At 41.5% G+C, this 18663-nt stretch carries 16 protein-coding genes and 1 rRNA gene; all 17 read right to left on the bottom strand.

Going from position 1 to position 18663, the window contains the following annotated elements; all coding sequences use genetic code 11:
• Nucleotides 1–87, bottom strand: a 16S ribosomal RNA gene (locus GJS40_RS02005); the annotation flags it as partial.
• 368 nt (nt 88–455) lie between these two features.
• Nucleotides 456–1946, bottom strand: a complete 1491-nt coding sequence (gene lysS, locus GJS40_RS02010) for a lysine--tRNA ligase (protein WP_270895731.1) — start codon at nt 1944–1946, stop codon at nt 456–458.
• 77 nt (nt 1947–2023) lie between these two features.
• The gene (gene dusB, locus GJS40_RS02015) at nt 2024–3025 is read right to left on the bottom strand and encodes a tRNA dihydrouridine synthase DusB (protein WP_270895733.1); all 1002 of its coding nucleotides are present in this window, start codon (nt 3023–3025) and stop codon (nt 2024–2026) included.
• Nucleotides 3026–3039: 14 nt separating this feature from the next.
• Entirely contained in the window at nt 3040–3573 is a 534-nt protein-coding gene (gene folK / locus GJS40_RS02020) for a 2-amino-4-hydroxy-6-hydroxymethyldihydropteridine diphosphokinase (RefSeq protein ID WP_270895735.1), read from the bottom strand.
• Nucleotides 3570–3932, bottom strand: a complete 363-nt coding sequence (folB, locus tag GJS40_RS02025; protein WP_270895737.1) for a dihydroneopterin aldolase — start codon at nt 3930–3932, stop codon at nt 3570–3572. The genes folK and folB overlap by 4 nt, the downstream gene beginning before the upstream one ends.
• Nucleotides 3925–4704, bottom strand: coding sequence for a dihydropteroate synthase (gene folP, locus GJS40_RS02030; RefSeq protein WP_270895819.1), 780 nt, complete (start codon nt 4702–4704; stop codon nt 3925–3927). The genes folB and folP overlap by 8 nt, the downstream gene beginning before the upstream one ends.
• 59 nt (nt 4705–4763) lie before the next feature.
• Nucleotides 4764–5648, bottom strand: a complete 885-nt coding sequence (gene pabC / locus GJS40_RS02035) for an aminodeoxychorismate lyase (RefSeq protein ID WP_270895820.1) — start codon at nt 5646–5648, stop codon at nt 4764–4766.
• Nucleotides 5649–5662: 14 nt separating this feature from the next.
• Nucleotides 5663–7072 carry an anthranilate synthase component I family protein gene (locus tag GJS40_RS02040; protein ID WP_270895739.1) on the bottom strand — a complete coding sequence of 470 codons (1410 nt, stop codon included), beginning with the start codon at nt 7070–7072 and terminating at the stop codon, nt 5663–5665.
• A 131-nt stretch (nt 7073–7203) separates the two neighbouring features.
• On the bottom strand, nt 7204–8133 hold the full coding sequence (gene cysK, locus GJS40_RS02045) for a cysteine synthase A (protein ID WP_270895741.1): 930 nt from the start codon (nt 8131–8133) through the stop codon (nt 7204–7206).
• A 126-nt stretch (nt 8134–8259) separates the two neighbouring features.
• Nucleotides 8260–9147, bottom strand: coding sequence for an Hsp33 family molecular chaperone HslO (gene hslO / locus GJS40_RS02050; RefSeq protein ID WP_270895743.1), 888 nt, complete (start codon nt 9145–9147; stop codon nt 8260–8262).
• A complete protein-coding gene (locus GJS40_RS02055; RefSeq protein ID WP_270895745.1) occupies nt 9144–9944 on the bottom strand; it encodes a type III pantothenate kinase in 801 nt (266 codons plus the stop codon). The genes hslO and GJS40_RS02055 overlap by 4 nt, the downstream gene beginning before the upstream one ends.
• An 80-nt stretch (nt 9945–10024) precedes the next feature.
• Nucleotides 10025–12058 (bottom strand): ATP-dependent zinc metalloprotease FtsH, encoded by a 2034-nt coding sequence (ftsH, locus tag GJS40_RS02060; RefSeq protein ID WP_270895746.1) that lies wholly within the window; start codon nt 12056–12058, stop codon nt 10025–10027.
• A gap of 73 nt (nt 12059–12131) precedes the next feature.
• Nucleotides 12132–12674 carry a hypoxanthine phosphoribosyltransferase gene (hpt, locus tag GJS40_RS02065; RefSeq protein ID WP_270895748.1) on the bottom strand — a complete coding sequence of 181 codons (543 nt, stop codon included), beginning with the start codon at nt 12672–12674 and terminating at the stop codon, nt 12132–12134.
• A gap of 134 nt (nt 12675–12808) precedes the next feature.
• Nucleotides 12809–14224, bottom strand: a complete 1416-nt coding sequence (gene tilS, locus GJS40_RS02070; protein ID WP_270895750.1) for a tRNA lysidine(34) synthetase TilS — start codon at nt 14222–14224, stop codon at nt 12809–12811.
• Between the two features lie 62 nt (nt 14225–14286).
• Nucleotides 14287–15273, bottom strand: a complete 987-nt coding sequence (locus GJS40_RS02075; RefSeq protein WP_270895752.1) for a protein kinase domain-containing protein — start codon at nt 15271–15273, stop codon at nt 14287–14289.
• Entirely contained in the window at nt 15233–15973 is a 741-nt protein-coding gene (locus GJS40_RS02080) for a vWA domain-containing protein (RefSeq protein WP_270895822.1), read from the bottom strand. The genes GJS40_RS02075 and GJS40_RS02080 overlap by 41 nt, the downstream gene beginning before the upstream one ends.
• An 86-nt stretch (nt 15974–16059) precedes the next feature.
• Nucleotides 16060–18555, bottom strand: coding sequence for a stage II sporulation protein E (gene spoIIE, locus GJS40_RS02085; RefSeq protein ID WP_270895754.1), 2496 nt, complete (start codon nt 18553–18555; stop codon nt 16060–16062).
• Between the last annotated feature and the right edge of the window lie 108 nt (nt 18556–18663).

Below are 18663 nucleotides of genomic sequence, written 5' to 3' on the forward strand. Positions count from 1 at the left end.
GGGATCCAATAGGTGCACGCGCTCGACTTGCATGTATTAGGCACGCCGCCAGCGTTCGTCCTGAGCCAGGATCAAACTCTCCATGAAAGTTGATCTTGCTCTTTTTAAAATACTTCATTCCTCTAATGAAAAGAAGAAATTGACAGACGCTTGACTTTCATTCAATTTTCAAAGGACACATCCTGTCATTTTTTGACGACTTCTTTATACTATCACTGCTCTTTTTCGAAGTCAAGAGGTTTTTTATTTCTTCGCCGCCTCTCGACGACAGATAATAATATACCATTGCTTTCTTTTTTTCGCAACCCCTTTTTTTATTATTTTTTTAAAATCAGCTTATCCATCAGTTCTAAACAGGTGCTGGATGTTTTTCGCGTCCTAATAAAAAAACAGATAAAAGAAAGCACGTTTCATAGGAACCCATGAAACAATGCTTTCCTATTGCACATAAAAAATCATTCACTTTGCTTGCGCATTTGTGGGAATAAAAGAACGTCACGGATGGAAGGAGAATTGGTCAAAAGCATCACTAAGCGGTCCATTCCGATTCCTAATCCCCCGGTAGGAGGTAGTCCGTATTCCATCGCTTCTAAATAATCCTCATCCATCATGTGTGCTTCATCATCACCTTGTTCTCTTTCTTTCACTTGTGCTTCAAATCGTTTACGTTGATCAATTGGATCATTTAATTCAGTGAATGCATTGGCATGTTCTCGACCTACAATAAAAAGTTCAAAGCGATCTGTAAAGCGTGGGTCTTCATCGTTTTTCTTCGCTAATGGAGAGATTTCCACCGGGTGTCCATATACAAACGTTGGTTGGATCAGTGTATCTTCCACGAAGTGCTCAAAAAATTCATTCATAATGTGACCAACCGACATCGATTCTTTCACAGGAACTTGATGGTCATTTGCGAGCTGATGTGCTTCTTCGTCACTCATCTTTTTCCAAAAATCTACACCTGTCACTTCTTTTATAGCATCCGCCATGTGTAGCCTTTGCCACCGAGGAGCGAGATCTACTTCGTGCTCACCGTATGTTATCTTCGTTGTTCCTAGCACATCTTCCGCGATGTGAGCAATTAAGTTTTCGGTTAGCTCCATGATGTCTTGATAGTCTGCATAAGCTTCATACAATTCCATCATAGTGAATTCCGGATTATGACGAGTGGATATCCCTTCATTACGAAAAACTCGACCAACTTCATATACTTTTTCTAACCCGCCAATAACCAGTCGCTTTAAGTGAAGTTCTAGCGCAATTCGAATGTAGAGATCCATATCTAATGCGTTATGATGAGTGACAAACGGACGAGCAGCAGCTCCTCCCGGAATAGAATGAAGCATCGGAGTCTCCACTTCTAAATAACCACGTTCATCAAGATAACGCCTCATAGATTGCATAATTTTACTGCGGGTAATAAAAGTATCCTTTACTTCCGGATTGACAATGAGATCCAAGTAGCGTTGACGATACCGTTGCTCTACGTCCTTTAATCCATGGTACTTGTCCGGCAATGGACGCAGTGATTTCGATAAAAGTTCATAAGAGGATGCGCGAACGGATAGCTCTCCTACTTTCGTTTTAAAAGCTGTTCCTTTGACACCAACGAAGTCACCGATATCCGTTTGTTGAAATAATTCATAGGCTTCTTCTCCAACTTCGTCTTTACGAACGTAAATTTGTATTTGTCCGGTTACGTCTTGAATGTGCGCGAAACCGGCTTTTCCTTTTCCTCGTTTTGTCATCAATCGTCCGGCAATTGTTACTTTAATCGCCTTTTCTGCTAGTTCTTCTTTTGTATAACGATCAAACTGAGCGATCATCTCTTTTGTCGTATGGGTTCGTTCATATCGACCACCAAATGGGTCTTTTCCTTTTTCACGAAGGGCTTTTAACTTCTCTCTCCGGACAGTCATTTGATCATTTAATTCTTCTTGGTTCAATGTATTCACTCCTCAATCATTTCGAACAAACTTGCGACAGGGACTGTCCAATGGAGGCAGTCCCTGTATATCAACCATTAAGATATTGCAGTTACTTGCTGTTCTTGAGCTTCTAGCGCATCCACATAATCGTATAGTACTTTCTTTATTTCTTCTTTCGTGTTCAATTGATTAATCTGCGCTCTCACTTTGTTATTACCACGCATCCCTTTCAAGTACCACGCTGCATGTTTACGCATTTCTTGAATAGCGACTTTTTCTCCTTTCAGCGCAATCAAACGATCCATATGAATCATGCATACATCTATTTTTTCGCGAGGGGTCGGTTCCGGAGCGAGATCTCCAGTTTCTAAATAATGAATCGTGCGATATAACATCCACGGATTGCCAAGCGCCGCACGTCCAATCATTACTCCGTCAACACCTGTTGTATCTAACATGCGTCTCGCATCTTCTGGTGTCTTGACGTCTCCGTTGCCAATAACCGGGATATCTACGGCTTGTTTCACTTCTCGAATAATATCCCAATTAGCCACTCCCTCGTACATTTGTACTCGTGTCCGTCCATGAACTGCTACAGCTTTTCCTCCAGCAGCTTCCACCGCTTGCGCATTTTCTACCGCAAAAATATGGTCCTCATCCCAACCGATTCTCATTTTTACCGTCACAGGTTTATCCACTGCTTGAACGACTACTTTCACCATTTCATATATTTTATCCGGATCAAGAAGCCAACGAGCACCAGCGTCACATTTTGTTACTTTCGGAACGGGACAGCCCATATTAATGTCGATAATATCGGCATTTGTTTGTTTATCTACTACTCGCGCTGCTTCTGTTAACGTTTTTTTATCTCCACCAAAAATTTGTAAGCTAAGTGGCTTTTCCCTTTCATCGACGTACAACATTTTTAATGACTTTTCGTTTTTGTGCAAAATGGCTTTATCACTCACCATTTCAGCACAAACGAGCCCTGCACCAAATTCTTTCGCAATCAAACGAAATGCTGGATTACAAACTCCGGCCATTGGCGCTAAGACGACTTGATTTTTCATCGTAATATCTCCTATTTTTAGCAATCTATACACCTCCTCTACATACTTTTTATTCGATCTATTTCCACGCCCATTTGGTGTTTCCAAAGGACAACCGTTTCTTTTTCTCGTTTCGGTAGCGCATTGGCTAAGGTGCGCACCGAACACGATTGGGTCGGTACGTACGCATCCGCTGCAATTTCCACTAACGGAATGAGCACGAATGCTCGCTCATGCATTCTTGGATGTGGTATCAATAAATCATTCATCCTAATATTTTCATCATTGAAGAGTAAAATGTCAAGGTCTATTGTTCTTGGTCCCCATCGTACCGTTCTTACTCGTTTTAGCGCAGATTCAATACGTTGTGTAACGTGTAACAATGCGTGAGGAGAGAGCGTCGTATGAATTTCCGCTACCAAATTTAAAAACTTTCCTTGATTCGTAAACCCCACCGGATCGGTTTCATAAATGGAAGAGAATTTAGTCACTTGAATATTTTCGTGGCTTTCCAGCTGTTTTAATGCTGTTGTTAAATAAAAATAGCGATCACCGATATTTGAGCCAAGTCCAATATATACACGATGTGTCATGCTCTTTCCCTCGTCATTTCAATCGCAACATAATCGTAATGTCCTGGGATAGGTGGATTTTTCTTCATTACTTTTACAGTCACTCGCTTGACGATCGAAAACTTGTCCAAAACCGCTTCGCAAATTTTTGCTGTGACAGTTTCCACCAGGTCATACGTTCGTTCTTCCACAATCTCCTTAGTCGCCTCATAAGCTTCTGCATAATTAACAGTTTTTGTTACGTCATCGGTTTCAGCAGCTTCTGACAAATCAGCTTCCATCACAAGATCCACAACAAACATTTGACCTAGTTTATTCTCTTCTGAAAAGACACCGTGGTATGCGTAAAACTCCATTCCTGAAAGATGAATTTTATCCAATGGTCTCTACCTTCCCTTTTCCAAGCATCGCATCCATCATTTTGACTGTTCTTGCCATTTCTAACACATCATGGACGCGCACGATATCACAACCACGTTCAATTCCTAGACTAACCGTTGCCCCGGTTCCTTCTACTCGCTCATCGACAGGAAGTTGCAACGTTTTAGCGATCATTGATTTTCGCGATGTTCCTAATAGAACGGGATAGCCTAAAGTGGTGAATTCTTCCAAACGTCTCATCACTTCAAGATTTTGTTCATACGTTTTGGCAAAACCAATACCCGGATCAAGAATAATTTGATCATCCTTCACTCCGGCACGGTGGCAAATGGCAATGCTCTCCTCTATGTCTTTTAACATGTCGGTCATAATATCCCCATAATCCATGTTATCGCGATTGTGCATTAAAATAATCGGTACATTATGCTTTGCAGCAACATATGCCATTTCAGGATCTTTTTTCGCTCCCCAAATGTCATTAATCATTGCTGCTCCGGCACGAAGAGCTACGTCTGCTGTTTCTGCTTTGTACGTGTCAATCGAAATCGGAACGTCTACTGCTTCTTTTACTCCTTCAATAATCGGTAAAACTCGGGAAATTTCTTCTTTTGCTTCTACTTTTTCAAAACCTGGTCGAGTCGATTCTCCCCCAATATCGATCATATCCGCGCCGTCGGCAACCATTTGCTTTGCTCTTTCCACCGCTTTTTCTTTTTTATTGTACTTCCCTCCATCGGAAAAAGAGTCGGGAGTTGCATTTAAAATGCCCATGACGTACGTTTTTTTGGAAAAATCTAATGTCCATTGTTTTGCTTTTATCACATGTCGAGTCACTTTCTTTCATCCTTTCCGTCCAATAACTCTTTTGTTTGCCATAACGATGTGCAATAGGTTGTATATTCCTTTTGTAAAAAAGATACGAGTGAATCGGTCGAAGTCGAGTAACGATGCTGGTCCACCGCTGTTAACCGAACAATTCCTTGAATAGAATTGGCGGCAAAAGCTTCTTCTGCTTCAATGAGAAATGAAGGTTCAAAACGCCCTTCTCTCACGTATATCCCATGTTTTTTTGCTAGCGTTAAAATAAACTCCCTCGTGATCCCTTTTAAAATACCAGTTTCCACGCTTGGAGTATATATTGTGCCATCTTTTACCCAAAAAACGTTCGACACCACCCCTTCTGCCACATGTCCGGAAGCAGTTAAAAAAATCCCTTCCACGTCCGTTTCCTCCCCGATTTCCCGTTTCCCAAGCACATTGTTAAAAAAATGATGAGATTTAAGTCTCGTATGTCCTTCCGGTGTATTTCGACGTATGGACAACAGTTGACCTCTTTTCACCGGGAAAGTAGCAGCAAAAGAAGGGAGGGGTTTCATGTAAATAATCGTTTGCGGAGACGTATATTTCTCCGTCGTTAGTCCAAGGGAATCCATTCCTGCCGTAATATTATATCGAACGTAAGCATTGTTCCACTCATTTGCTTCTAACGTCATATGAAGAGCTTTCAATACAGCCTGGCGATCGTACGACCAAGCAATGTTCATTTCCCGAGCACTTTTTTCTAATCGGTAAAAATGGTCATCAAGAAGAAAAGGATGTCCGTCAAATACGCGAAAAGTTTCAAACAGACCGAGCCCATACATCAGTCCGTGATCCATGATGGAAAGCGTTGCCTCTTCCACCGGTTGTACTTCGCCATTCAGATACACGTACAGAACGATCACGCCTCCTATTCTAACAATTCTCTTTCACTCATTTCTTTTGCTTTCCATAATGCTTCTGCTTTCCGCAAGCATTCCATATACTCTGCTTTCGCATCCGACGCCTCAACGACTCCCGCTCCGGCTTGGACAAAAGCTGTCCCATCTTTTGCAAGCAACGTACGAATCAAAATATTAAACATGGCATCTTGTTGAAATCCAATCCAGCCGACAGAGCCAGTATAAAAACCGCGCGGCACCGGCTCTAGTTTGTCAATTATTTCCATCGTTCCTTCTTTTGGGATACCTGTAATCGTTCCCCCTGGAAAAACTGCTTTCATCATACCATAAACGTCTTGCTTATCCTTGAGCTTTCCTACAATATTGGATACTAAATGCATGACGTGGGAATATCGTTCAACGACCATCTTTTCATCTACTTGAATCGACGTTTTTTCACATATTTTTTCAAAATCTGCTCGTTCCACCTCGATGAGCATCTCATGTTCTTCTCGCTCTTTTTTCGTCATGACTAATTCTTTTTCCAGTAATTGATCTTCCTCTTCCCCCTTCCCCCGAGGGCGCGTGCCACCAATCGGGCGAGTGACAATTTCATTTCCCCTTTTTCTCATTAACAGTTCGGGTGAAGCGGACACGATTTGAAAGTGAGGGGTATGAAAATAACCCATATACGGAGAAGGATTCATTTCTCGCAATTTTTCATAAATATGAAGGGGAGGGGTGAGGAGCGGTTCTTCTTCCCGAATGGATATATTTACTTGTTTCGTTTCTCGGTGAGCAATATACGTTTTGATTTCGTGAACTGCCTCTTCAAAAGCAGCAGCAGAAAAAGAAGATTTTCGTTTTTTCGGTTGTTTTTTGTACAAATTGTTCCACGTGAAACATGGAGGATGTTGCCATTTCTTTTTCTCTTCTTGTAATCTCTTTTCTACTGATTCCTTTTTTTCCATTTCATCGTGAACGACCATCAGATAAAGTTGTTTCTCATGATGATCAAACACTGCCATGCGAAACGAAAGGACGAAATAAAGAAGCGGGAAAGCAGACTCTTGTTTTCGTCCGCAACCATAATCGTAACTAATGACCCCTACCACCCCCCCTTGGAAGTCCGGGAGCGTTTTGTTCGGGATAAAAGAGATGTGAGACAGCCATTGAAAAAGCACTTGCAGTGGGTCTCCCTCTTTTACAATCGTTTCTTTTCTTGTCTGAATTTGTAGTTGTCCTTCTTTTTCGGTGAGTACCATCGTCGGATGTAACAACGCAATGCTAAAACGGCCCCGCTTCCCACTTTCTAATAAGACGTGATGAGTCTCATGAGCAGTAAGCGCGCGGTACGTTTCATAAAATTGATTTTCTGGATAAGAAAAGTGGATTCCGCTTACTGTATATGTAGAATCTGGCGAGAGACATTCGTTCATAAAAACCTCCAATGATAAAAATCACTTTTTTATCAGTATAAAAGAATTAGTATCATTTCGGTAGTTTTTTCAACAAAAATAAAATAACACCAACGTGATGGCTTCATCTTTCGCTGGTGTTATTTTTATCATTATTCTTGATCTTCAAATTGATAGAGCGGTGTACTTAAATAGCGTTCTCCGTTACTTGGAATGACTGCGACGACTTTCTTCCCTTTTCCTAATTTTTTCGCTTCTTGTAAAGCGGCATAAATCGCTGCACCGGAAGAAATACCGCCAAGGATTCCTTCTTCTCTCGCTGCTCGTCTTGCGTACTCAAAAGCTTGTTCTGTGGTAACCGTAGTGATTTCATCATAAATTTCGGTGTCTAAAATCTTTGGAACAAAGCCCGCACCTATCCCTTGAATTTTATGCGGTCCTTTTTTACCGCCGCTAAGCACCGGGGAATCGGCTGGTTCTACTGCAATAATACGCAAGTCAGGGAATTTCTCCTTCAGCACTTGTCCAGCACCTGTAATTGTTCCCCCTGTACCGATTCCGGCCACGAAAGCATCTAGTTGGCCGTCCACTTGTTCTAACAATTCCGGTCCAGTTGTTTCGCGATGAATGTCAACGTTCGCTTCATTTTCAAACTGTTGAGGCATAAAATAACCGTTTTCTTTTGCTAATGCTTCAGCCTTTTTAATCGCACCGCCCATACCTTCTGCTCCCGGTGTAAGAACGAGTTCTGCTCCGTATGCTTGGAGGAGATTCCGACGTTCTATACTCATCGTATCCGGCATCACTAAAATAGCACGATACCCTTTGGCCGCAGCTACCATTGCGAGCCCAATCCCTGTGTTGCCGCTCGTTGGCTCGATAATCGTATCTCCTTCTTTCAATTTCCCTTCTTTTTCAGCAGCTTCAATCATGGAAAGCGCAATCCGGTCTTTGACACTGCTTCCCGGATTCATAAATTCCAATTTCAAATAAACATCTGCCTCATCTGCGCCAGTTAGTCGATTCAATTTCACAAGTGGTGTACGACCTATCAGTTCCGTAATATTATTTGCTACCTTCACACGAATCTCCCCCTAATTCCTAGTAAATTCATTTGTTTTATTGAAATTATATTATAGCTAAAAAAGAATGTCAATGTTCTAGAAAAAATTTCTGACAAATCTTCCTTCATCACACGTCCATTTTCCTCAATGCTTTCGTTTGTTTGCTTGGTCACGTAGCGACAGTAAGTCCTCTTTGGAAAATTGATAAATCTCATTACAGAAATGACATTGTGTTTCGGCCCCACCGTCTTTTTCAATCATGTCATCTAATTCTTCTGTTCCTAAAGAAATGAGTGCATTCGCGATTCGTTCTTTTGAACAGTGACAAGAAAACTCCACCGGTTGTGTCTCCAATATTTCAACGGAATTACCAAAGATAACATGGAGAATCTCTTCCGGAGTCTTTCCTTTTTCAATGAGTTTTGAAATAGGCGGCATATTCGCAATTTGTTGTTCTAATTGATCCACTACTGACTCTTCTGTTCCCGGTAAAAGTTGTACAATAAATCCACCTGCCGCTTGAATCGTATTGTCAGGGTTTACAAGTACCCCTAAACCAACGGAAGATGGTACTTGTTCAGAAGAAGCGAAGTAATAGGTAAAGTCTTCTCCTAACTCTCCAGATACAATTGGTACACTGCCGGTAAAGTGCTCTTTTAATCCTAAGTCTTTGACAACAGAAAACATCCCATTTGTTCCTACTGCCCGAGCAACATCTAACTTTCCATGTTCATTTAAATCAAAATGAACTTGCATGTTGTGTGCGTATCCTCTCGTTTTCCCTTGGGCATTACTATCGACAATAATCGGCCCCATCGGACCGCCGCCTTCGATTTTAATCGTCAGTTTATCTTCTCCTTTCAGCATGGCTGCCATCATCGTACCACCGGTCATCGCTCGTCCTAACGCTGCGGCTGCTGTTGGCCATGCTTGGTGGCGTCTTACCGCTTCATTCACCATGTCCGTTGTAGAAGTCGCATAAGCTCTCACTTGGCCATCAAAAGCAAGCGCTTTAACTAAATAATCATTCATTTTCTTTTGTTTCCTTCCTTTCTTTTTTCATTGTTGTTTTTTGTATAAATATAATAAAGCCCTTTTAACGTTAAATATGGATCCACTTTTTGAATCGTTTCTGATACTTGTGATACTAAGTGAGCCATCCTTCCTGTTGCAATGACAGACGGATTGCTGTTTGTTTCTTTTATCATATAACGGACAATGCCGTCCACTTGACTGGCACATCCGTAATAGATCCCGGACTGCAACGCATGAATCGTATTTGTGCCAATAATGCGCGCAGGCTTTTTAATTTCAATTTTTGGCAACTTTGAAGCTTCATGAAAAAGTGCATCCACTGATACACCGATTCCCGGTGAAATGGCCCCTCCTAAATATTGTTTCTTTTCATCGACGTAACAAAACGTCGTAGCTGTTTCCCCTAAGGCAACAATAATGACCGGGGCGGGATATTGCTGCATTGCTGCCACGGCATTCACAATGCGGTCTGTTCCGACTTCCCGAGGGTTGTCATAGCGAATATTCAGACCTGTTTTTACACCGGGCCCAACAATTATTGGATGTTGGTGGAGGTAGTGCTCACACATAAGAATAAGCGTATCGGTTAAAGGAGGTACAACGGATGAAATAATCACACCTTCTACCTCCGAAATATTGTAATTTGCATGGTGAAATAATTGCAAGATCTGTAAACCGTATTCATCTTCCGTCCGTCTTTCCTCCGAAGTAAGGCGCCAATGTTGGAGCAACTCTCCCGATTGGAACAACCCTATGTTCATATGCGTATTCGTCGCATTGATAGTAAGAATCACGCTTTTTTCTCCCTTCTTTTTACCCTTATCATATCCAAATAGGTGAGAAAAAGGGACGCCTGTTTCGTGAGGCATCCCTTTTACAACTTGTCGTCTTTTTTATCTGTTGCATCTGGAGTATCTGTGTTTGACGAAGCTTCCTGATGACGCTCGTCATTTTCATCACTTGACTCTGCTGTTTTCGATTGAATATTCACTTTCATTTCATCCTCAGCGGAAGAATCGTCTCCGAATGCACCGACTTCATCATCACTTTTATTCGTGTGATGGTCGTCCGGTAATTTACCGTGTTCAACGAGAGATTCAATTTGCTCAGCGTCTAATGTTTCGAGTTCAAGCAATTTTTGCGCCACTAACTCCAACTTGTCTTTATGCTCCGTTAAAATTTCTTTACAGCGCGTATGACATTCTTTAATGATGCGTTGAACTTCTAAGTCAATTTCATGAGCAATCGCATCACTGTAGTTTTGTTCGTTTTGAATGTCACGACCTAGAAACACTTGACCTCCGGAACTAGAGCCGAATTGAAGCGGACCGAGCTTCTCACTCATTCCGTATTCCATCACCATTTTGCGCGCAATATCTGTCGCCCGTTGGAAGTCATTATGAGCGCCGGTACTTACTTCCCCAAACATAATTTCTTCAGCAACGCGACCACCTAAAAGCCCGACAATTTTATCTAAAAGCTCTGGTTTTGTCATAAAGTAGCGATCTTCTTTCGGTAACATGACCGCATAACCACCCGCTTGACCACGAGGGACGATCGTTACTTTGTGAACGAGATCGGCATTCTCTAGTTTCACACCAACAACGGTATGACCAGCTTCGTGGTGTGCGACGATGTTCTTTTCTTTTTTAGAAATAACACGACTTTTCTTTGCTGGACCTGCAATCACGCGGTCAATTGCTTCCTCTACATGAGTCATGCGAATTTTTTTCGCATCGGTTCTTGCCGCGAGAAGTGCTGCTTCGTTTAATAAGTTTTCTAAATCCGCTCCAGAGAAACCAGGGGTACGTTGTGCAATTGATTTTAAATTGACATCGTCCGCAAGTGGTTTGTTGCGCGCATGGACATGTAAAATTTCTTCCCGACCTTTGACGTCAGGTCTTCCAACCAAAATTTGACGGTCAAAACGTCCCGGGCGTAACAAAGCCGGGTCAAGGACGTCTGCGCGGTTTGTCGCTGCAATAATGATGATTCCTTCATTTCCTTCGAAACCATCCATTTCCACAAGCAATTGGTTCAACGTCTGCTCTCTTTCATCGTGGCCACCTCCAAGACCTGCTCCACGTTGACGACCGACGGCATCAATTTCATCAATGAAGATGATACAAGGTGAATTTTTCTTCGCATTTTCAAACAAGTCCCGGACACGAGAAGCACCGACACCAACAAACATCTCCACAAAGTCAGAACCACTGATGGAGAAAAACGGAACTCCTGCTTCTCCTGCCACCGCACGAGCAATCAACGTTTTCCCTGTCCCCGGCGGGCCGACAAGAAGCACCCCTTTTGGAATACGCGCCCCGATATTAGCATACTTCCGAGGGTCTTTTAAGAAATCAACCACTTCGATCAGTTCTTGTTTTTCTTCGTCTGCTCCCGCTACGTCCTTAAAGCGGACTTTTTTCTTATCTTCTTGGACGAGCTTCGCTTTACTTTTACCAAAGTTCATCACCCGTCCGCCGCCGCCTTGAGCTTGGCTTAATAGGAAGAAGAACAAGATGAAAATAATAACAAAAGGAATAATGGAGGTAAAGAAGGTTACCCACGCACTCGGTTCTTCGGCAGGTTCCGTTTGTAATTGTAACGGTCCTCCATCTGCTCCTTGAGCTGTCATCAAACGTTGGGTATTTTCTTCAGAGATTGGCAAATACGTTTGGAAGCCTGCCTCTCCTTCCGCTGGATTTGCTTCTTCTCCTTCTACTAAGTACACTTCTCCTTCCGGCTGAAGCGTCACGGAGACAATTTCGTTATTATCAAGTTTTGTCCAAAACTCATCTGTCGTCATGATATTCATTTCTGCTTGATCATCACTTAGGAAACTAATAATTCCTATAATGACCAAAAATAAAAGCAAATAAAAAATGGTATTACGAAAAATCCGGTTCATACCTGACCTCCTCCTGCGGGCGTAAACAACTTAAACTTCAATAATCGTACCATATTTATTTCATATCCCACAATCAAGACTCCTTATAAATTTCAGGCTTTAATATACCGATGTAGGGGAGGTTTCGGTACCTCTCACTGTAATCCAGTCCATATCCTACCACAAATGCATCAGGAACTGTAAAACCAACGACATCCGGAACAAGATCTACTTGACGACCACTTGGTTTATCAAGTAAAGTGACGATTTTTACAGAATTTGCTCCTCTATGTTGAATCAGTGAGATTAAATAGTTTAACGTAATGCCACTATCAATTATATCTTCCAAGATAATGACATCTCGCCCTTCCACCGATGTATCTAAATCCTTAATAATTTTCACTTCTCCACTGGTAACCGTTCCCGAACCGTAGCTGGACACATCCATAAAGTCAATCTCTACGTGCGTGTCCATTTGTCTCGTGACATCGGCCATAAATGGAAGTGCACCTTTTAACACACCAATGACTAATGGAAATTTGCCTTCATATTCTTTCGTTAACTGATTTCCAATCTCTTGTACTTTTTGTTGTAATTCTTCTTCACTTATTAAAATTTTCTCTAATTCGCTATGCATGAGTAACGATATACCCTCCCACATTCATTCACAAAACCGACGTTTGCAGTGCTTTTACATGAATATAAAAAAAGTGGCATAAGTAAAGCGATTGACCACTATTTATCATACCATGATTGAACCTATTCTTTCATCTATTCTATATCGTGATTTTCATTTCTTTTCATATCTATGCATTTTAACACCACGTATGTTTTTCCTTTCTCTCTATATCGGCAATGATAAGATGACTTTTTTAAAAAAGGAATCCAAATCACTTCTCCTCTTGCATCCGTCACTACCGGCCATGTTTGTCGTTTCTTTCGCGGTATTTTTTCATCAATAAAAATACGATGCACTTTTTTATGTCCCTTCATCCCTAACACTTGTATCCGATCTCCCGGCTGAACAGTCCGTATAGTGAGTGGAAAAACAATATCTTCTTCTCGGACGATCAACACATCCCCATGACGTACTTGTGAAATAGGTTCAGTTTCTGTTTGTTTTGAAAAATGATAGTGATGAAAAGTGGCCTCTTCGAAGAATAGAAGCGATTGCAGATGTTTCGTATCATGATCGTTATCCTTATTTGTAGTAAAATGAAGGACGTGATAAGAGCGAAAGACGTAAACTCCACCGGGCCAATCGAGAGAAAAGGAAGGCTTATCTTGTTGAATCAGAGAAATTAAAGTATCTATATGTAATACAGATATCATTGGAAGTTCTTTCAGACAAAGATAATTTAATATTAGATGAATCGTCCTTCTTTGTAAAGGGAGAGGCCACGTTTGAAAGGATGCTAACGAAATCGTCACAAAACCGTCATTTTGTCGCACGATGATTTTTTCTAAGCGTCGTTTTGCTTCTTCTTCTATGTACGTTCGTTCTTCTTCTACCCAATCAGCAAATACTTGAAAGTGGTGATGGACTTTAGGATTTTCTTTTTTTAAAAAAGGCAGTATCATCTTCCGAAAACGGTTCCGTGTATAATCCATAGAAAAATTCGATCGATCGATCTGATATGGTAGATCGTTTTCTTCCAAGTATTGTAAAATTTCCGTTTTCGTCACCGATAAAAGGGGGCGAATCAGTCGGCCCGTTGAAAAAGGACGTGTATCTTTCATCCCCACTTCTCCCAGTAAACTTCTACCACTGGTTAGTTTCATGAGAATCGTTTCCACTTGATCATCTGCGTGGTGACCGGTGGCCAATACATCTAAACGATGATCTTTCATGAGCGAATGAAAATATTGATACCGTAGTCGGCGCGCTTCTTCTTGCACGGAGCCGCCAATTTTTACCGCACTTTTTACATCAATCGTCGTATGAAAAAGGGGAATGTCCCATTTTTGACACCACGTAATAACAAATTCTTCATCGGCTCGTGCGTCCTCTCTTAAGCCGTGATTGACATGAGCTGCAAACAACTGCAACTCCCATTTCTTCCGCAATTGATAAAAGAGATGAAGTAGCGCCATGGAATCCGGTCCCCCGGAGAGCGCAACAACGACCCGGTCCCCTTGTTTTAGTAACCGCCGTTCTTTGATCCAATCTTCAGTTTTATTCCTCACCAGTTCCTTCCCTCCATGTAGAGAGAAAAACTTGGCATATTGCCAAGTTTTTCTCCCCCTTTTTAAATGATTTGTCCTACTAAGTATAAAATAGATGACAAAAAGAGAAAAGAACCTGTCAAGGCAAGTTCTGTACGGTATGACGGTTTTTTCTTCTCTTTTATTCCATTGCTCCGTCCTGATACCGGTCGTGACCTTCGCTTCGACGAGACCGCTTGGGAAGTACTTCCTTTTTCAATGACGGTCATTATTTCTTTTTTCATCCATTGTGCATCGGAATACTTGCCAGTAAGAGCCCGATATATCACCTTTTTATACGGTCGAAGCGAGGAGGCAGACGTTACTTTCTCCATTAAATCGTCGAGATGCTGTTTTTTCTGCGACGCTTTTTGAAAACGATGAGGATAAACCGTTTCAATAAACATCATTGCCACCGCAAATAAATCATAACCGACGTCTGCTTTCCGATCTCCTAATCCCCAATACCCTCGATCATAAAATTCAGTATATTCTTTGATCGACCGTCCCATTTTCGTCGTCCCACCGACATCAAATAAACGAACACGCATCGGTGGACCCGTCACAATAATATTATCCGGCTTCAAATCCCCAAATACCCAACCCGCTTGATGAAAACGATCTAAATCCCCTAACAATTGAACGAGCAAGATAGGGACCCATTCTTGTCCTTTCTTGCGGGTAAAAGATAGTAACGAATCCCCATGTAAATATTCCATGCAAAAAAATGGATATGTTTCCCCGGCAATTTCAAGATCATCCACATCCAATAATACGGGGCAAAGCGTATGCTGTCCAAGGGATGAAAAATGTTTCAATACATTGACTTCCGACGTAAGAGACATTTTATTTTCGCCAATTTTGATGGCCCTTTCTCCCAATCTTGTTGCCACTAAGTAAACCGTCCCATTTGCACCGTTTCCAAGTTTTTTTATGATTTGATACGGGTTTCGATTCCATTTCCCCGTGAAAGTCGTCCCCGGGGAAAGATTAGAAACCCGGCTTTTCGATTGGAAAGTCGTCTTCTGCATCAGCGATAAGACTTCCTTTCTTCATTCGTTTTTCAAAATGGTGAAGCGCTTCCTTTAATGCCGGGCCTGTCGGAGTCACTCCTCCTGTCGTTAAACGTTGAAACGCAGTGGATAACTGTTCTATTTTTGGAGACCAGTCCAACACTTTTTCGACATCTTTTCTTTTCCCGGGAAATAAAAACAATGCAAACTCATTTTCTCCTTGGCGAGAATTGAGACTGACCGATAAATCGGTTAATGCTTCTTCTACCATTGGCAGTTTCGTTTTCATACTTGCACTTGTATCTACTAAAATAAACACTTCTAATCCTACAGTTTCTCCAAGTTCATCTACTACTTCCATCACTTCTCCGCGCTTCTCCGGAGAAAGATCTTCCATTTCTTTTTCTTCTCCGAGAATGCCGCGCAGTTCTTGCTGAACGACCCCGTGAAGCGTTTGTGTCATCGCCTGTCTCGTCACCATTTGAACAGTTTGTGATAATTGAGAAGTATACACTACTTGACTGACGCCCCCACCACAAAGGGCAATTTCTTTCACTTCTCTCATGCCATGCTCCCGCTCTCCATGATCCAATACACCAATGACATTGACGACAATCCCTTTTTCTTTTAAAAAGGAAGCGACAGCGGCTGGATCTTCCCCACGATTGGAACAGCCATCAGTAATTAGTAATACTTGTCTCAGTTTTCCTCTCGTCACAGCTACCATTCCCTCCAAATAGAATATATTCCCATCTTTGACGCAAAGGAAAAATTATATACTTTGAAGGGAGTGGTAAAACAACTCTATTGTGCTTTCTTTCTTAATGAAATCGATGGACGTACAGGTATCGCTTTCCACTCCGGTAGATTTCGGGTAATTTTTGCCGTCATAATTGTCATATCATCATCAATTGTTCCTTCTGACATGCGAAGCACCCTTTCTAATAATCGATCTGCCATTTCTTGCGGATCATTGGTATCCATCTGTCCAATCATTCGCTTCATCCAAATTTCCACATTTTCAATTGCACTTTGAATGTCAAAAATGCCATCGCTCATCATCACAAGTAGATCGCCATCTTTTAATTGTTCATTGACCACATCTACCTCCGCATGTTCCATCATTCCAAAAGGCAAATTGTTGGCTTCAATTTGAATCACTTTGTCTCCTCTTTTAATAAAACTCGGGGTGGAACCAATTTTAATAAATTTCCCCGAAGCATCTTGCAAATCAATCATTGCTAAATCCAACGTGGAAAACATTTCTTCCGTTGATCGTAAAGATAAAATGGAGTTGACAGAGCGAATCGCCATTTCTTCATCCATTCCTGAAGCAAGAATGGTTTTTAAAATATATAAAGCAGCACTGCTTTCTTCATGGGCTTTTTCTCCACTTCCCATCCCGTCACTAATTGCCACAGCAAATTTTCCTTTTCCGATATCCACCGCAGCATGACTGTCTCCTGAAATCCACCCTCCTCCTTTTGCCACAGCCGTTGTCCCGATATCTACTTGATATGTTTTCGCGGAAGAAAAAGTAATCAATGTATACTCTTTCCGATCCTCATACGGTTCTTCCTTTAAAACGATGATATGCTCTTTTAAAATATCCGAAAGCATCGGAGCAATAATTTTTTCCGCTTGTTCTCGGCCAATGTCCGCTAAAACACTCATTTCAATTTCCACATTTCCTTCTTCCAACCGGTAAATATCAATATGACCAATATGAAGACCTGCTTCAGAGAGGGCATCATGGATTTGTTCTTCTTGCCAAAAATGTGCTTCTTTTTCCCGGTGAATTTCTTTCACAAAGTCGTCCATCACTTTCGAAACACCGTCTAGTTGTGCTGCTACAAGCTTTCTACTTTCTTGTGCATGTTTCACAATCATACTTCTCGCTTCTGCTTCTCGCAATTCTTCTTTCATCATTTTTATCATTTGTTGATCGTAATGACAATGAGCTTTCCAACGGTTCCGCATACGGGTACTCAGCTTCCCCCTCGTTTCTATTTCATCCAACATTTGTGCCATCTGATCGTATGTGTCATCAAAGAGATTGACCCAACATTTTTCTTTCCGAAAGCACGTTTGACACGTCTTTTCTGTTATTTTACTTAATATTTCGTCTACTTCTTCCTCTTCCCTCTCCTTTTCCCTCTCTTCCGTCTGAAAAGCAAAACTTTTTGAAAGCGCTTGAAACAATTGTGAAAATTGCTCCACTTTTTGAGCGGTAATATCGCGCATTTTTTTCATTTGTTTCTGTTGTTCGTTGGCATATTCAAACGTTCCGGGAATATATTTCTCAATATAAAGAAAAACACTTTTTGGTGTCAGTATGAATAGCCCAATGGCAACGAGGGATTCCATAAAAGGAAGAGAAGCGCCATTTAACCCATCTCCATACAACGCAATCAACGCGGTTCCGATGAGTAATCCAACACTTACGCCAAACTTTTTACCATCTTTCAATAGACCTCCTAGCAAACCTGCAAAGGCAAGGAGACTCATTTGGTATAAATTTGCAACCGTTGCCAAACTTAAAACGAGACCTGCAATCACACCAGCAGAAGCACCGAGTAAAGCACCACCTGCGTAAGCAAACACCAACACGAGGTAACGTGCTAACATATGCTCTGCTTGTAATCCATAAATGACCCAACCGATTGCTCCTGTCATGACAGAGGCGAGTAAAATAATCAGGCAGATGATCTCTTCATTCTTTAACGGTTTCTTTCTTTTGTTCGTCATAAGGAGCGGGATACTTTGTAAAAAAATCATTGTTAAAATGACACTAATCCCTGCTTCGATTCCACTCATCGTTCCGCTATAAGAAGAAATTGTACCTTCTTCCAACCATATGACGGCAAGACGGGCGCTAATCGTTGCGAAAAATACAGTAAAAGGAACAACCCAAGCATAAGGCAACCATTTTTTTCGTGAGAGCCATTCATAAGACAGAACAAACAAAAGAAGCGCTAATAAAATAAACGCACCGTGCAAGATGGCACCTGAAAATGTACCGACGATGACCCCGGCTGCTGCCAGGACACTTTTTTCTTTTTGCCAAGCGTACACAACGGCAAAAAACGGGAGGGCAAAAGGAAATAACTCAGATAACAGCACCGCTCGTCCTAATAGTACGCCAAGTATAAAGATCAACGCTCCCCAACGAATAAATAATGTCTCCATTCCTTTAAGAAACGTCTGTTTTACTTGATCACTCTTATTTTTTGCCTTTCTCCATACGTAATCCCCAATTGGATCCAGTGCTCCTTTTTTTAACATTCCTTTTTCAATCAATCATCCCACCACCCACGTCTTATTTTTGCCATTCATTATAAGACGTGCGTTTTTCAATGTTTGTCAAAATAACTGACTTCGGAAAAAAATCGTTCGACTTTTTCTTTT

This window comes from Aliibacillus thermotolerans, from assembly GCF_027853235.1.
GTDB classification, from domain to species: domain Bacteria; phylum Bacillota; class Bacilli; order Bacillales; family Marinococcaceae; genus Aliibacillus; species Aliibacillus thermotolerans.

Excerpts from the sequence above, each read along its gene's own strand:
- hslO (WP_270895743.1), bottom strand. The coding sequence starts at position 9,147 with ATGAATGATTATTTAGTTAAAGCGCTTGCTTTTGATGGCCAAGTGAGA.
- GJS40_RS02040 (WP_270895739.1), bottom strand. The coding sequence starts at position 7,072 with ATGAACGAATGTCTCTCGCCAGATTCTACATATACAGTAAGCGGAATC.
- ftsH (WP_270895746.1), bottom strand. The coding sequence starts at position 12,058 with ATGAACCGGATTTTTCGTAATACCATTTTTTATTTGCTTTTATTTTTG.
- GJS40_RS02075 (WP_270895752.1), bottom strand. The coding sequence starts at position 15,273 with ATGCAGAAGACGACTTTCCAATCGAAAAGCCGGGTTTCTAATCTTTCC.
- folP (WP_270895819.1), bottom strand. The coding sequence starts at position 4,704 with ATGGGCATTTTAAATGCAACTCCCGACTCTTTTTCCGATGGAGGGAAG.
- folK (WP_270895735.1), bottom strand. The coding sequence starts at position 3,573 with ATGACACATCGTGTATATATTGGACTTGGCTCAAATATCGGTGATCGC.
- hpt (WP_270895748.1), bottom strand. The coding sequence starts at position 12,674 with ATGCATAGCGAATTAGAGAAAATTTTAATAAGTGAAGAAGAATTACAA.